General features: G+C 50.1%; 11 protein-coding genes. 9 read left to right on the forward strand and 2 right to left on the reverse strand.

Features of this window, described 5'->3' with window-relative positions; translation table 11 throughout:
* The first annotated feature begins 38 nt into the window (after positions 1–38).
* From VIS48_13200 to VIS48_13240, 9 genes are all read left to right on the forward strand, one after another.
* Positions 39–1661 (forward strand): hypothetical protein, encoded by a 1623-nt coding sequence (locus VIS48_13200; GenBank protein HEY9167106.1) that lies wholly within the window; start codon positions 39–41, stop codon positions 1659–1661.
* A 433-nt stretch (positions 1662–2094) separates the two neighbouring features.
* Positions 2095–2541: a Rieske (2Fe-2S) protein gene (locus VIS48_13205; GenBank protein ID HEY9167107.1), complete on the forward strand. Its 447-nt coding sequence runs from the start codon at positions 2095–2097 to the stop codon at positions 2539–2541.
* Positions 2542–2551: 10 nt separating this feature from the next.
* The gene (locus VIS48_13210) at positions 2552–3625 is read left to right on the forward strand and encodes a cytochrome bc complex cytochrome b subunit (protein ID HEY9167108.1); all 1074 of its coding nucleotides are present in this window, start codon (positions 2552–2554) and stop codon (positions 3623–3625) included.
* 2 nt (positions 3626–3627) lie between these two features.
* Positions 3628–5097, forward strand: coding sequence for an ammonia-forming cytochrome c nitrite reductase subunit c552 (locus tag VIS48_13215; GenBank protein HEY9167109.1), 1470 nt, complete (start codon positions 3628–3630; stop codon positions 5095–5097).
* On the forward strand, positions 5094–5666 hold the full coding sequence (locus VIS48_13220) for a cytochrome c family protein (protein HEY9167110.1): 573 nt from the start codon (positions 5094–5096) through the stop codon (positions 5664–5666). Before VIS48_13215 ends, VIS48_13220 begins: the two co-directional genes overlap by 4 nt.
* Positions 5667–5947: 281 nt before the next feature.
* Positions 5948–7333, forward strand: coding sequence for a glycoside hydrolase family 47 protein (locus VIS48_13225; GenBank protein HEY9167111.1), 1386 nt, complete (start codon positions 5948–5950; stop codon positions 7331–7333).
* A gap of 76 nt (positions 7334–7409) precedes the next feature.
* Positions 7410–9992 (forward strand): GH116 family glycosyl hydrolase, encoded by a 2583-nt coding sequence (locus VIS48_13230; protein HEY9167112.1) that lies wholly within the window; start codon positions 7410–7412, stop codon positions 9990–9992.
* Positions 9993–10185: 193 nt separating this feature from the next.
* Positions 10186–12150, forward strand: a complete 1965-nt coding sequence (locus VIS48_13235) for a glycoside hydrolase family 172 protein (GenBank protein ID HEY9167113.1) — start codon at positions 10186–10188, stop codon at positions 12148–12150.
* Between the two features lie 394 nt (positions 12151–12544).
* The gene (locus VIS48_13240) at positions 12545–14077 is read left to right on the forward strand and encodes a T9SS type A sorting domain-containing protein (protein ID HEY9167114.1); all 1533 of its coding nucleotides are present in this window, start codon (positions 12545–12547) and stop codon (positions 14075–14077) included.
* An 18-nt stretch (positions 14078–14095) separates the two neighbouring features.
* On the opposite strand, the gene VIS48_13245 is transcribed toward VIS48_13240, so the two are convergent.
* Together VIS48_13245 and VIS48_13250 are read right to left on the reverse strand one after the other, a co-directional pair.
* On the reverse strand, positions 14096–14536 hold the full coding sequence (locus VIS48_13245; protein HEY9167115.1) for a CoA-binding protein: 441 nt from the start codon (positions 14534–14536) through the stop codon (positions 14096–14098).
* Between the two features lie 237 nt (positions 14537–14773).
* Positions 14774–15796, reverse strand: a protein-coding gene (locus VIS48_13250) for an IS3 family transposase (GenBank protein HEY9167116.1) whose coding sequence is annotated in 2 segments (ribosomal slippage) — positions 14774–15627 and positions 15627–15796 — 1024 coding nt annotated over the 2 segments. Because the reading frame shifts where the segments join, the coding sequence is not laid out codon by codon here. This gene is flagged as partial in the annotation.

Below are 15796 nucleotides of genomic sequence, written 5' to 3' on the forward strand. Positions count from 1 at the left end.
CTGAGGGTTTCCGGATATGTCCCGAAAGGAGCTTTAAGATGAACAATGATGATTCGTCGGCGCGTTTTGAATCGCTAGAGAAGCATGTGTCCGATCTGGAATCGCGCATCGCCAGGGTGGAGAAACAGCTGAGCATTGAAGGCGATGGAAAGTCCTCCGATTCAAATCAACCCGGCCAAATCGAGACAGCGGAATCTGGCGATAGTCTGGAACTGCGGATTGGGCTTTACCTATTTGCAAAGGCCGGCGTGCTGGCGTTTCTCATAGGCATGTTCTTCTTTCTTGTGCAGCCGTTCCATGACCTGCCGGATTTGTTCTCGCCGGTTGCGGGGTGTGTCATCGCGGGTATTGTAATCATTCTATCCCGCCGCTTGCGAAGGAATGTTCCGTTTGTTTCCGGATATTTGCTCGGAGCAGGGTTGTGCCTGTTGTACTTATCCACAATGCGACTCCACTTCTTCGGCGGAAATGCTGTTGAGAACGCTGTCGTCGAGACCTGCTTGTTGTTTGCGATCGCAGTCGCTTCGCTTTTGGTTTCAGTTCGGAAGAGATCTCCTTATCTGACCGGACTTAGCATGACAATGGGTTACATTGCTTCGCTCCTGGTTAACTCCGAGGAGGCATTCCTCATTCTTATTTCGGTTCTAGTAATCGGATCTGCATTCATTGCTGTCAAATATCATTGGCAAAATGTTTCGACGTTCTGTACGGGCTTGACGCTGATAAGTGTGATCGAGTGGTTATTGAACAACCCGATACTCAGCCACAATGTACAGATCCGGTCCGCGTCACTTGCAGCCCCTGCATTCGTGATTCTATGGTTAGTAATATTCAGCGGCGAGAATTTGTTCCGCGCCGGGAAACCCCTTGAAAGCATTGCGCTCATCATGGGCTCCCTGCTGAATGGTGCCGGGATGTTCATTCTCATTCTTTTCATTTCCGTGACGGAATTGCAGCCGGAAATATTTCTCGTCAATGTTGCAGCCTCTTTGGTCTTCTTACTGCTTGCTGTGGGATTTTGGATTTCCGAGAAAAGCAGATATCAGACATTTTTTTATGCGATGCTCGGTTACGCTGCACTGAGTATTGCTATCGTGGCACGGTTCGGACTTTCAAACTCGATAATTTGGCTCTGCTGGCAGAGCATCCTTGTTGTCTCCACAGCCGTCTGGTTTCGATCGAAATTCATCGTTGTCGCGAATTTTGGTATCTACGTGATTATATTCATCTCTTACCTTGCTTTCACCGGTAGAGAAGGTATTACCGGAATTAGTTTCGGGCTTGCAGCGTTGCTCAGCGCAAGAATCCTGAACTGGCAGAAGCATAGGCTTGATCTGAAAACGGAGTTGATGAGGAACGCATATCTTACAGCTGCATTTGTCATGATCCCGTACGCGCTCTACTCAATACTCCCGGGGAAGTACGTGAGCCTATCATGGGTAGGCGTTGCTCTGGTGTACTATGTCCTTAGCCGTGTGCTTGAGAATCTGAAGTACAGATGGCTGTCTCTCCTGACATTTATTCTAACTGCTTTCTATTTGTTGTTCGTCGGGATAGGAGCACTTGAATCCTCTTTCAGAATCGTATCGTTCTTGGTGCTCGGCAGTGCCTTTCTCATCATCTCGGTGCTCTACGCCAAGAGTAGGATCAGGTCACATTGAAGCGAGAGCAGATTTCCGCGCGAAGTCTAATCGAGGGTTATGAATGTCAGTTTGCCTACTTGATCAGGGCTCCCGGTGCAGCTTCTGGAAAGTCGTTTCTAATCATGACAGGATTTGATTCCCACTTCAGCACGCTGAAATCCCGAATAAAAAGTGGAGGTTCGCCTCTCCGCTTACCTGTGAGCCGGCATTTTGCCGCACTTGTTCGTGAACTAGTGGAGAATCATGAGAATCTGAGGAGATTAGCGGCACAGGCATTGCAATACCTCGCTTCAAGCCGGAAAACTGAGATGCGATTGCATGCCGACTGCCACCATCAACCTGTTAATCAGAGGTCGGATTCTCTCAGGTTTTCGTCGACAATTGTGTTTGGCTCCTTCAGATGTGGTTTGGCCCGGAGAATTGAACTAGTCCTATTGGAGAACATGGCGGGATGATTGAGTCTGAAAATAAGAAGATGACGCGGCGGACATTCCTCGACTATCTGTTGGGGCTCGGCGCGCTGGCGTGGCTTGGTTCCGTTTTATACCCGATGTTCGAATATTTCAAAGTTCCCCCGCAGACGGAACCGACGCCCTCAAGCGTGGTGGCCGGTTCAATCAAAGAGTTGAAGAAGAATGAAGGGAAGGTCTTCCGGTTTGGAAATGAACCGGGCATCCTGATAAACACTCCGGACGGTCGACTCGAAGCCTTCAGTGCCGTCTGTTCTCATCTTCAATGCACAGTCCAGTATCGGCCCGACATGCAAAAAATATGGTGCGCGTGTCATGGAGGAGTATATGATTTGAACGGAAGGAATATTGCCGGTCCTCCGCCAAGGCCGCTCGAGCAGTTCAAGGTTGCAGTAAAAGGCGACGACATAATTGTGTCGAAGGGCTAAGGGGAACCCAATGAATACAAATTCCAGATTTGTCCGCTGGCTAGCCCAACGCTACGACATCAGTGCGATCGAACACTTCGCCGACAAGAAAAAGGTTCCGCAATTCAGAGGCTCGTTTTGGTACTACTTTGGAGGCGTGAGTCTGTTTCTCTTCATTGTGCAGGTGGTCACGGGGATCCTCCTTCTCATGTATTATCAGCCCGGCGCGCAGACAGCGTATGAGAGCGTCCGATTCATAGTGACGAAAGTTGAATTCGGGTGGCTGATCAGGTCGGTGCACAGCTGGTCTGCAAACCTTATGATATTGTCCGTCCTGATTCACATGTTTTCCGTTTTCTTTACGAAAGCATTTCGAACACCCAGAGAACTCACGTGGTATTCCGGATTCTTGCTTCTGGCTTTGTCTCTGACATTCGGTTTCAGCGGTTACCTCCTGCCGTGGAATACACTTTCATATTTCGCTACCAAGGTCGGGACGGAAATTGTCGGAGTGGTACCCGTACTTGGGCAACCTATCCTGCAGATCTTACGGAACGGATCTGACGTGACGACATCCACGCTGACGAGGTTTTTCGGATTCCACGTTGCTGTTCTCCCTGCAATCTTCACAGTCATTCTGAGCGTCCATCTCCTAATGATCCAGGTACAAGGAATCAGCGAGCCGGAATCCTGGAAGGATCGTCCCGAATCGCAGAGGAAGCATATCCCTTTCTTTCCTAATTTTGTCCTTCGTGACCTTCTCCTCTGGCTGATCGTGCTGAACGTTCTGGCTATACTCGCTGTGTTCTTTCCGTGGGAGCTTGGGAACAAAGCAGATCCTTTTGCACCAGCCCCGATGGGGATCAAACCCGAATGGTATTTCCTTTTCATGTTCCAGTCGTTGAAGTTTTTCCCCGCGCAAATATTGAGTCTCGATGGCGAAGTCGTGGGCGTCGGTCTCTTCGGACTCGCCGGACTCCTGTGGTTCCTCGTGCCATTCTGGGATTCGAAAACACCTAAGGGATCAAGAAACAGAATTATCACTTATGTCGGTATGGGCGTAGTCATTTACATCCTAGTCCTGACGGCAATAGGAGCAAGATAGAAATGGGACGTTTATCGATACTTCATCTCTCTTGTCTCTCTTTGCTTTGGGCGCCTTTGGTGACTTACGGTCAGGGGACCAAGGAAGTAGACAAGTGCTACAGTTGTCATACTGACATCGGGAGTACTGAGGCACAGATGTACTCGAACGATGTTCACTTCAAGGCGGGTGTCAAATGCTCCGATTGTCACGGTGGTGATCCAACTCTTGAGGACCAGGATGCTGCCATGAGCGTATCCAAAGGTTACATCGGTGTTCCCAAACCGTCGGCGATTCCCGCGATGTGTGCCAAATGTCATGGCTCTTCTAAATCGAGCATAAAGTCCGAGTACCATCTTAACGATGTTGTCGACGACTTCTCCGAAGGCGTCCATGGAAGAGCCCTTAGTCAGAACAGCGACGGTCCGCAATGCGTATCGTGTCACGGCATTCACAATATCATGAAGATATCAGATCGGCGCGCCCCGGTCTTCGCTACGAATGTGACCAAGACGTGCGCAAAGTGTCACGCGGACCCGGACTACATGAAGAAATTCAATCCGGGTATCCCCGTCGACCAGTTTGAAAAATATCTGACGAGTGTGCACGGGAAGAGAAATCAGGCCGGCGATGAGAAGGCGGCTACATGCGTCAGCTGTCATTCGAATCATTTGATCCGTCCCGTGAAGGACCCGAGATCATCTGTCTATCCTACAAACATTCCTCTTACTTGCGCCAAATGTCACAGCAACAAAACTTATATGGCCGAGTATCATATTCCCACAAATCAATATGAGAACTACAGTCAAAGCGTACACGGAATAGCACTTTTGAAGAATTCCGATCTCAGCGCCCCCGCATGTAACTCCTGCCACGGGAACCATGGTGCAGTCCCCCCGGGTCTTTCGTCGGTCGCATCAGTTTGCGGAACCTGCCACCAGGCGAATGCCGACCTCTTTGACAAAAGCCCCCACATGGCCGCATTCGCAAAACGAAAGCTCCCAGGTTGCGTGGTTTGCCACAGCAACCATCTTGTTAAACCGCCGACGGATACTATGGTCGGATTCGACTCCAGTTCCGTCTGCGGATCGTGCCACCTGAACAACGGAGCAGATCCCGCGGATTCTGTCATCATTCTTGTTCGACGGGCTCTTGACAGTCTTACATATGGCCGATCAGACGCTGCCGCATCCATCGAACGAGCCGAGCAGCTTGGAATGGATGTATCAGATGCAAAATACTCGCTGAAGGATGTCAATCAGTCTATTGTCGAGTCACGAGTTCAGGTCCACGGGTTGAACGCAGCTCAGGTTATGACAGCGGCTGGACCCGGATTGAAGATCGTTGCTGAAGCCCAACAGGGTGCCGCCGCTGCGATCTACGAGTTTTATTTCCGGAGGAAGGGGCTTGGTGTTGCGACTCTGGCGATAACTTTCCTGGTCATCGTCCTGTTTTTGAAGATCAGGCAAATAGAAAGGAAAAGTCGAAGATGAGAAAGATAGTCTTATGGTTGGTGATTGTGTTCGCGTATATGGTTGCGGTGAGTCTCGTGTTTGCACAGTCTCCGCAAGGTTCAGCTCCCTCCACGCACAAATATGTCGGTGCATCCAAGTGCAAGCTTTGCCACAGCGCAGACAAGATCGGTGCCCAATTCAAAATCTGGCAGTCGTCTTTGCACGCCCAGGCATTCGCGGATCTCGCCTCTGATTCTGCCAAAGCAGTAGCTAAGGCTCGCGGCATAGCAGATCCGCAAAAAGCGGCTGAATGCCTGAAGTGTCACGAAACCGGCTACGGTCAGGCGGCGGAAATGTTCGACACGACATTCAATCCGCAGGACGGCATTCAATGCGAAGCTTGTCATGGCCCGGGAAGCGATTATTGGAAGATGTCTACCATGAAAGATCTCGCGGCTAAAAAAATTGATCCGTCTTCCGTCGGAATGGTAATCCCGACCCAGGAAGTCTGTGTCAAGTGCCATAATCAGGAGAGTCCGTTCTATCACGGATTTGATTTTGCTGCCTACAGCGCCAAGATAGCACACCCGGTTCCACCCGGGAATTAAATCTGATTCGGCAGCCGTACTTCGCGTGCGGTCTACCAACATGCCTCGCGGGTTATACTGATAGGGCCGTTACTAAACACCCGCGGGGAATTATTTTGCTTTCCCCCTCGAGCAGCGACGAGAGTCTAAGCATTTCATTCTGACCCGGTGCCCGATCCTGAGTCGCCGACTTCGTCAGGTCTCACGCTCGCACTACTCTCCTTTTTGCCGGACGAACAGATTTGTTATATTCCTGAGTGCCGGAAATTAATCATCTCCCACCCTCGAAAGGCTCATCAAGGATGACGACTCTCCAACAATCTTCCTCTCGGATGCTCCTTACGCTCATCTGCTCGTTCTCGATCCTGTCCGGAATTAACACTCATGACACTTATGGCAGGACCAACGAACGAACCATGTACGCCGAAAAAGTGAAGCACGAATTCCTGCACGCATGGGACAATTATCGGAAATATGCGTGGGGACACGATGAACTTAAGCCGCTCACTAGATCATATCGCGACTGGTACACGCATTCTCTTCTAATGACTCCGGTCGATGCATTCGACACCATTTTCCTTATGGGTTTGAAAGATGAAGCGAAGAGAGACAAAGATCTGATCCTGAGCAAGCTTTCTTTCGACAGAGACATGGAAGTGCAGGCATTTGAAATTACAATACGTGAGTTGGGCGGACTCCTTTCTGCTTACGAACTTGATGGTGACAAACGATTTCTCAAGCTCGCGACCGACCTCGGAGACCGTCTCCTGCCAATTTTCAATTCTCCCACAGGCATGCCTTATAGATACGTGAACCTTACGACAGGTGCCGTAAGAGACAGCATTTCTAATCCTGCGGAGATCGGATCCATGACACTCGAGTTTGGAACTCTGAGCAGACTCACACGTGACCCGGTCTACTTCGAAAAGGCGAAGAAAGCCGTAGAAGCCGTATTCCACCGGCGGTCAAGAATAGGTCTGGTCGGAACATGGATAAATGTAAACACCGGCCAGTGGACAGACAGGGACAGTCACATTAGCGGCGCCATCGACTCGTACTACGAATATCTTCTGAAGGCGTGGTTGCTTTTCCGTGACAAAGATTTCAAGAAGATGTGGGACGAGTCAATAATTGCCATTAACAAATACCTTCCCGACACGGTAAACGGCGAGTTGTGGTACGGGCACGTTAACATGGACACAGGAGTGCGAGAAAGTCAGGAATTCGGCGCACTCGACGCTTTTTTTCCTGCGGTGCTCGCGCTCAGCGGCGATCTCAAAAGAGCGAGAGCCCTGGAAGAATCATGCTATAAAATGTGGCTTTACTACGGTGTTGAACCCGAAGCGATCAATTACACAGACATGAAGATAACTTCGCCGGGATATGTCCTTCGACCCGAAAGTATCGAATCCAATTTCTATCTTTACAGATTCACGCATGACGAGCAATATCTCTTCCGCGCAGAAACTTATTTCAGGACTTTGATGTACTCCTGCCGTATTCCGGACGGCTACGCATCGCTCAGCGACGTCGTGACAAAACAAAAAGTTGACGAGATGCCGAGCTTCTTCCTGGCGGAGACAATGAAATATCTCTACTTGACTTTCACTTCCGAGAAAAAACTCAGCCTGAAGAAATATGTGTTTAACACAGAAGCTCATCCTTTGAAGAGGCGTGCGAAAAGGTGATTCGAGAGCGCTTAAATCAGAATTTAAAGCGGCTCCAACAATCCCACTAGACGGAGTTATTCAAATGAGGATTGGGATGTTTATTTTGGCGATCGCTCTTGCGAGTGCCGGTTCGAAAGCGTTTGCGCAGGATTCTAAGGAGATTACTCCTCTCCGGGGGTCGATTACCTCGTTTCCCATTGTTGAAAACCACATGGCGATAGGCAGGCCTGCCCGCCAATTCACACCCTTCGACAAAGTGGGAAGAAGGTTCGCCGTGTTGGGATATGAAAGCGGAACCTTCGAAGCCTGGGCTTACCCACTCAAACTATTTCGCAATTTTGAATTTTCATTTTATCTGGAAAACTCGACGCGCCCCATCAACGCAGCGGACATTGCGCGCGAAGTCAAGGTGACTCCGGAAGCCACGACCATCACTTATGTGTACCAATCGTTCACCGTGAAGGCAGTCTTCGTTACCGCTGTGGACGAACCCGGCGCGATGATCCTTCTCGAAGTCGATTCTTTAGTGCCGCTGAAAATAGTCTGCGGCTTTCTCCCAGTCCTTCAGCCGATGTGGCCCGCGGGTCTCGGAGGTCAGTACGCTTACTGGGACGATGACCTGAAAGCATATGTCATCGACGAGGCGACGGGTCAGAACCACGGCATTGTAGGATCTCCGGCCGCGAACGGTATATCATACACGCCCGCCCATATGCTTTCGGATTACCCGAATGAATTTACGATCGAAATAAAAGATCCCGCTTCTGTCCGCGGAAGGTTTGTCCCGATTTACATCGCAGGGGGAAAAGGGAAGTGGGAATCTGTGAAGGCCGTTTATGATTCGTTGAAGTCAGATCCCGAAAAACATTATCTGGAAAGCGTGAACCATTTCAAGGAAGTTGAAGACAACACACTTAAGCTCACCACTCCCTTGAGTGAAATAAATCTCGCCTTCGAATGGGCGAAAGTTGCTTACGATAATCTGGTGGTGAATAATCCTGATCTGGGGAAGGGAATTGTTGCCGGATTGGGAATGTCGGGAACTGGCGGACGTCCCGGATTTGGATGGTTCTTCGGCGGCGACGCGTTCATAAACTCTTTCAGCCTGAATAGCTACTGCGCCTTCAGCACTGTGCGCGACGTGCTCGCGTTCACTGAAAAATGGCAGCGATCCGACGGCAAGATGGCACACGAGCTCTCTCAGGCGGCAGGATATGTCGACTGGTTCAAGAATTACGGCTACGGATACATACATGCCGATACAACGCCGTTCTATATCGACGCCATGTATGACTATTACAAAATGACCGGGGACAGAGAATTCATTCTGAGAAGCTGGGAATCGTTGAAGAAAGCATACGACTGGTGCTTGACGACCGATTCTAATAACGATGGATTAATGGACAACAGCAAAGCAGGTCTCGGCGCACTTGAATTCGGTTCTCTGATCGGGATCGAGTCGGACGTTTATTTGTCTGCCATTTGGGTACGCGCGACCCATGCAATGGCACAACTCGCTCAGGTCGTCGGAGATGAGACATATTTCAAGAATGCGTCTTCCGAAAATTCCAGAGCGGCAGATTCCTATGAGAAGAAATTCTGGAATCAGTCCAGAGGATTTTACGCTTACGCCTTCAACTCGAAAGGCGAACAGGTAGATGAGTTATCTCCATGGATGGCTGTCGGGCTTGCATGGGACATCGGGAGCCGCGATCACGACGATCTAGCGCTCGAGCGTCTCGCGTCGTCGGAACTGACAACTGACTGGGGAGTTCGCAGTATCTCCGCTAGGAGCAAGTACTACGACCCACTGAACTACAATTACGGGACGGTCTGGCCGTTCATAACCGGTTGGGCTGCGGCCGCCGAGTTTGAGCACAGGTTCAGCTTGCAGGGTTACGAATTGGTTCTCGCGTCCGTCAGGCACACGTTTGACAACGAGGCTGGTGATGTGACTGAAGTTTTTTCGGGCGCCACAAATACCTGGCTTGGCGAGGCTGTATCGCACCAGGGTTTCTCGACTGCCGGAGCGGTCCTTCCGCTGGTCAGGGGTCTTTTCGGACTCGATGGGAGCGTGATCGACAGTACCGTCACGTTTGCACCTCAATTTCCAGCAGACTGGGACAGCGCTTCGGCCTCTGATTTCAAAATTGGGAATGCGTCGTTCTCATTTGATTATCATAAGACAATGAGCAAAGTGACTATTGCAGTGAACAAGAAAAACGCGCGTGGATTTTTCATCAAGATTGCTCCTGTCTTTGGCCCGGGGACCGTGATCGATTCTGTCATGGTCAACGGTAAGAGAGAAAAGTATGATCCTTCAAACTTCAATGAGGGAGTCGAACCATCTATCGAGTTACGAATGTCCGAGGAAAATAATAAAGTAGAATTTGCATACAGGAGGACAGTCGAGATTCTCCCTCCGAATCCTCACACATGGACGGGCGCATCTGACGAGGGGTTAAAGATTATTTCTGTTATCAGAAACGGGAAGGAACTTCGGGTAAATGCCCAGGGCCTGAGTGGAAAATCATATGAAGTATGCATAACGAATCAGGATCTGGTGGAAAGCGTGACCGGCGCAGCGATCGATCAAAACGTACTGAGTGTCACGGTACCGGGAAAGCAGGGATCGGGATTTATCGACTGCGAATTCAGTATTCGCGTGAAGCAATAAGCGAGTCAACGCATGTTCCGGTGGGACGAAATCGCAAGAGTCCGCCGAGAAGCGAAAAGTGAAAAGCCGCCTGCAGGCAGCTATCAGGTATCAGCTAACAGCTGAGAGCTAAAAGCTAATTGCAGGGATGTTAGAGCTGAAATCTTAAAGTGAACAGAGAAGATTGGTTTAATCCTACGAGAGAGTTGAGACTATGAAACGCAGCAACCTGTTTGCATTCTCCTTGTTGATTTTTTTCGGAGCCATCCAGTTGGCTTCCGCCCAGACTGATCTTGACAAACTTTTCTCACCGTCTCAGATTCCATATATTCGGAACAGCCGCCTTTATCACGTGGGCAGTTACGATACGACCGGCAGGAACAGCGACTTCATTTCCATACCGGCCGGCAAATCAGTGTCGATCATGGACGTTCAGGGGCCAGGCGCCGTCGCGAGGATCTGGATGACTGTCGGTTCATCGGATCCCTACTACTTACGCCGCATTCTAATGAGAATGTACTGGGACGGCGAACAGGATCCGTCAGTCGAAGTGCCGCTCGGAGATTTCTTCGGCACCGGATTCGGTTACAAACAGTACATCTCGAGATTTGTGGGAATGACGAGCGGCGGTTTCTACTCTTATTTCCCGATGCCCTTTAATAAATCTGCGAAAGTTGAAATAGTCAATGAGACAGGAAGCACAATTTCTTCGTTCTACTACAACATCGATTACCAGAAAGTGGACCAACCCTTCGGGATAGATGTGGGCTATTTTCATGCATGTTGGAACAGGGACATCAGGACGAGATCGAAAGAAAATTATCTCATTCTTGATGCTGAGGGCCGCGGACAATTTGTCGGGTGCAACCTGAATATACAGGGATACGACAATAACCTCTGGTTTCTCGAGGGTGACGAGATGATTTACGTCGACGGGGAGACCAAACCCTCGGTAAACGGGACCGGTACAGAAGACTTCTTCAATAGTGGCTGGTACTTCAATCGCGGCGAGTATTCAGCACCGTTCCACGGATTAATCTGGAAGATCGATTCTACTTCTCAAATTGCCGCGTATAGATTCTTGGTGGGCGATGCGGTTCCGTTCAGCAAATCGATTCGCGTTACGATCGAACATGGGACTGAGAATACTGAAGCGGCGGATTACAGCAGCACGGCATACTGGTACCAGTTGGATCCACACAAGAAATTTCCGCCTATGATCAAGGCGAGCTTGAGAATTCCGCTGAGGGTAGCAGTCCCCAACGGAGCGGTGGAGGCAGAGTCGCTCACCGCCATCGGTAGCGACATCCGAACTTTAGTTGAAGACATGACCGATTACGGTCCGGACTGGAGCGGCGGAAAGCAGCTGCGAATCACCGCGGACAAAACCGGGTCGACGTTCATATTAAATGTTCCAACGCCCGGAGCCGATCGTTATCAGATGAACATATATTTTACAAAAGGTCCTGACTACGGCGATGCCGATATCTTACTCGGCGGTGAGAAAATCGGACGAATAGATGGTTACGCGAGTTCTGTGTTGCCGGGCGGGAGTGTAAGCGTCAAGGACCTTGTCTCCGACGGTGGACCGATCGGCTTGAAATTTGACATTACAGGAAAGGACAAATCGGCCTCGGGCTATTCGGTAGGGATCGACGCGATACTAATTTCGCCCGAGAAGAATTTCATTACGGACTGGAATATCATCGGCCCGTTTCCTAATCCTTCGGACGCACAGGGTAACAGGCTTGGGCTGGACATACCGTACCCGCCGGAAAAAGAAATTCGACTTTCAGGCACCTACTCCGGCGTCGGCGGCCAGAAAATAAAGTGGCAGAGAGTGAAAGCAGGAAACGATGGTATGGTGAATCTGCTCGGGCATTTCAATCCGGAAGAGCTCGTTGTATCGTACGCTACGACTCAGGTTTATTCTCCAAAAGAACAGGCATTGACATTCCTAATCGGCTCGGACGACGGAGTTAAGGTCTTCGTGGACGGGAAAGTCTTATTCAGAAAACTCGAGAATCGCGGGGCTCAGGCCGACCAGGACACAATGTCGGTCAAGTTGAAAAAAGGATGGAACACGATTCTCATGAAGGTGGAGAATAATCTAGGAGGTTACGGGTTCTTCGCCAGAATAGCCGACCCGGCAAGAACTCTGAAGTATATAAGAAGATAGGGGCACTCACTTACTCGAGGCGCGTGAGGTTGTTCTGAAGCTGTAGCATCGGAGCGACAGTGGGTCACATTCACGAATTTAGGGTGGCGACTTCTTGACATTCAATTGAATACCAGCTAATTTTCGCCAGGGTCGTGGGACGAATCCTCCAGCGCGAGGCAGTGGCACACTAGACGGGAGGGAGCCATGAATGAAGTCGTCACCACTATTTCCATTCTCCTATTTATCTCTTCTCAGATCCATGCTCAAACTAAATATAAGTCGCTCCTAAGCAACGGTGTATTTCCCGAGAGATCGCGATGGGGTTTCGCGAAATTGTCCCAGCTTTGTAAATGGGAACAAGGAAGCTTTCGATGTTGGAGCAATGATCAATCCATACTCAAGGGGGTGTAGCATGAAATGGGCAGTAATTTTTATAGTCGCGCTGGCTGTAAGACCGGCACTATCTCAATACGGCTGGCAGAAAGTTGACACTCTGACGGGAGGAGAATTCGATGACCTTCATCCTCAGGTCACGTGTGGAGAATACACCGTCCTCCCCTACGGTACCGCCTCGGATCTGTGGGTCCTTTTCGAAAGATGGAATGCAGGCCTATCATCTATAGCAGGAGTTCGCAACCAGGGACAAAATGGGAGTTGGGATACGACTGTCTACACCATCTCCCCCGCCACAATTGGCGTCACACAAAGACTTCCCCATATCTGCTCGTTAGCATACTGGGTTCTGGCGGGCAATGACTACGAGCAGAAGTCGTTTTCGATCGCAGCATGGCAGGAAAAATCTGATAGTGTTTGGAACATCTATTACTCAACTTGCGGACCGGACACCCAACTCTGGTCTGCTCCAGTCGCCTTGACGAGCGACTCAGTCAGCAACGAAAATCCTATAGTTCGATCTCTGAACGATTCAACTCTGATCGTGCTCTGGGAAAGGGACTCGTCTGTATACTACTCAATATTCTCGGGAACAGTCCCCACTCGATCAAGATTCCTGGTCAATACGGGAGCCGACAGTTCTGAGTTCGACTTTTTCCATTACGATTACAGACAGTTTACCGGCGTCGCATGGACAGCTACGAACCGGGACGGGAAGAAAATCTGTCTTGTCGGCACAATCGGTTATCCGGATTCGATGGGCATGACGACTGTGGACACTATCGTATTGAATGGAGACATCGATCGCCCCCGTTTTCGTCAGATGTTTGCCACGCTCCTCACGTTCGACTTGAGCACAGCTGGAAGAAAGGAAGCATGGATGTCCGAGTTGTCCGGTACCTGGCAAAGCGACGTTGTTGCAGGCGATTCATTATCTGATAATTTTGGGCTGGCGTTCTTTTCGCCTCCTGAACTCGTTACGGAAGCTGGTCTTGGGAAAAAAATGTCAATTATTGCTCCGTGGGGATTTGGTTTGTGGGAGCGAACCACCGGGGAAGACACATCTCTGGTTTTCCTGAACTCCGATACCGTGAGCAGTCCCGGTTCAAACAGCGATCCTGAGATGTCTACGTATGCCCGTGTCGAAAATTATTCCAATATCAGGGGCTTCGCTGTTTTTCAAAGCAGTCGTACGGGCCGTTCCCACATCTACTCCAGATCTTATCTTTATTTTTTAGGTGCCGTTGAAATGCCGCGGCATCCAGTCTCGAGTTTTGATCTCCGTCAGAATTATCCCAATCCCTTTAATCCGGCGACCACCATCAGCTATCGGCTCTCAGCTGTCAGCCAAGTGAATCTGAAAGTCTACGATGTGCTTGGCAGACTTGTACGATCGCTTGTGAATGAAAGGCAATCGCCGGGTGAACACTCCGCGATATTTGACGCCCGTTCGCTTGCCAGTGGGATTTACTTCTTCAGGTTGGAAGTATCTCCTCTTTCCAGTTCCCCCGGAATGGCGGTGAGTACAAGGAAAGCGCTGCTGCTGAAATGAATTAGCTTGCTGAGAAAATTATAGTTTCCCGAAAATCTTCATGAAAAATCTGTGTATGTTGTGGAATCCGTTTACGGGCTGAGCGTACATAAGAATACATTTGCCGGCAACGACATTCAGTCCGAGCAGCTTGCCGAGTGTCGCGCTCTCGACGGTTTCCGATCCCTGTTGAAGCCAGACATTCATCATGCCTGATCGTGCGGCTTCACGGAGAACGGGCTCCACTTTTTCGGGCGATATGCAGATGACAATGCCGTCGATCTTTCCCCGAAGCGCGGAAATGTTTGGATAACATGCCTCTCCGTTAAGATCTTTTAGACAAGGATTCACACCGATAACTTCGTAACCGCGCTCCTTGAGCCCCCGATAAATTGAGTTTCCGAACTTCTTCGGTTCACGGGAAACCCCGACAACCGCAATTCGCTTTGAGTTCAGAAATTCCCTTATAGCCTCTTTCATTATCCCTCCTGGCAATTTTTTTGGTTGCGAAGACTGATGATTGGGAGGAGTCCGGGACTCGCCTTCCGACTATCATCAACACGACCTGAGAGATATTAAACACCGAAGCGGACGAAAACAAGATGGTGCGATTGACATGCCCCTAAAAACTGGTCCAATGTCATATTAGTAACTGACGATGAGGCGGTGCTCCCCATCTTTGATCCAAATTGAATAAGAACAAATTCGTGATTAATGTCAAGCGGATACGGTCCTTTGTCGTTCGATTTGGTTGATGAATTCCTCTGGTGTCTGGTAGTTCAGTGCACTGTGGGGTCGCTCGGAGTTGTATTCAATTCTCCATGCTTCGATCTTCTGGCGTGCATCATCCAGAGAAAGGAACCAGTGTTCGTTCAAACATTCCTGACGGAAGCGTGAGTTGAATGCTTCAATGAATGCGTTGTCGCTCGGTGTTCCCGGTCTGCTGAAATCCAGCTCCACCTTATTCCAGTATGCCCATCGGTCCAAATCCTTCGAAATGAATTCCGGTCCGTTGTCCACCTTGATCCATTTGGGAAATCCCTTATGCTCTGTGACGGCTTCCAAGACGTGGACGACATCCATGCTTCGAACTCTCTGATCCGGGTACAGCGCGAGACTTTCACGGGTGTGATTGTCCACTATCGCCAGCACCCTTATTCTCCGGTTATCGAAGAGCTGGTCAGAGACAAAGTCCATGCTCCAGCATTCGTTCCGTTCTGCCGCCGTTGGATGCATCTCCCGCTTCTGAGCTGCAACCCGCCTCCGTGGCGTCTTTCTGCGTAATCCAAGTCCTTCTTCACGGTACAATCGGTACACTCGTTTGTGATTGATCTGCCAGCCTTCCCGCAGTAGGATCACATGAAGTCGGCGATATCCAAATCCAACACGGATCCCTGCCAGTTCCTTCAAACGCATCCTCAGTGCCTCTTGCTTACCGGCAATGCTCTGATATCGGTGTGTCGACCGTGGCCATCCCAGCGCATCCAGGGCCTGCCTTTCGCTAGTCTGGTAACTGGTCATCATCTCTTGAACCAGACTTCGACGAACGGCAGGCCTTAGAGCTTTTTTGACAACACATCCTGGAGAATTTGCTTGTCCAGTGTCAGGTCTGCGACCAACTGCTTCAGCCGTCGGTTCTCTTCCTCGAGCTGTTTCAACCGCCGGACCTCGTTGATCCCCATCCCTGCATACTCCTTCTTCCAACGGTAGAACGTTGGCTCGCTCACTCCCATCTTCCGG

It is taken from the genome of Candidatus Kryptoniota bacterium, assembly GCA_036567965.1.
In the GTDB taxonomy this organism is placed as follows: Bacteria; Bacteroidota; Ignavibacteria; order Kryptoniales; family JAKASW01; genus JAKASW01.

Coding starts and splice junctions, on each gene's coding strand:
- VIS48_13205 (HEY9167107.1), top strand. CDS start 2,095: ATGATTGAGTCTGAAAATAAGAAGATGACGCGGCGGACATTCCTCGAC.
- VIS48_13225 (HEY9167111.1), top strand. CDS start 5,948: ATGACGACTCTCCAACAATCTTCCTCTCGGATGCTCCTTACGCTCATC.
- VIS48_13210 (HEY9167108.1), top strand. CDS start 2,552: ATGAATACAAATTCCAGATTTGTCCGCTGGCTAGCCCAACGCTACGAC.
- VIS48_13220 (HEY9167110.1), top strand. CDS start 5,094: ATGAGAAAGATAGTCTTATGGTTGGTGATTGTGTTCGCGTATATGGTT.
- VIS48_13215 (HEY9167109.1), top strand. CDS start 3,628: ATGGGACGTTTATCGATACTTCATCTCTCTTGTCTCTCTTTGCTTTGG.
- VIS48_13240 (HEY9167114.1), top strand. CDS start 12,545: ATGAAATGGGCAGTAATTTTTATAGTCGCGCTGGCTGTAAGACCGGCA.
- VIS48_13245 (HEY9167115.1), bottom strand. CDS start 14,536: ATGAAAGAGGCTATAAGGGAATTTCTGAACTCAAAGCGAATTGCGGTT.
- VIS48_13235 (HEY9167113.1), top strand. CDS start 10,186: ATGAAACGCAGCAACCTGTTTGCATTCTCCTTGTTGATTTTTTTCGGA.
- VIS48_13200 (HEY9167106.1), top strand. CDS start 39: ATGAACAATGATGATTCGTCGGCGCGTTTTGAATCGCTAGAGAAGCAT.
- VIS48_13230 (HEY9167112.1), top strand. CDS start 7,410: ATGTTTATTTTGGCGATCGCTCTTGCGAGTGCCGGTTCGAAAGCGTTT.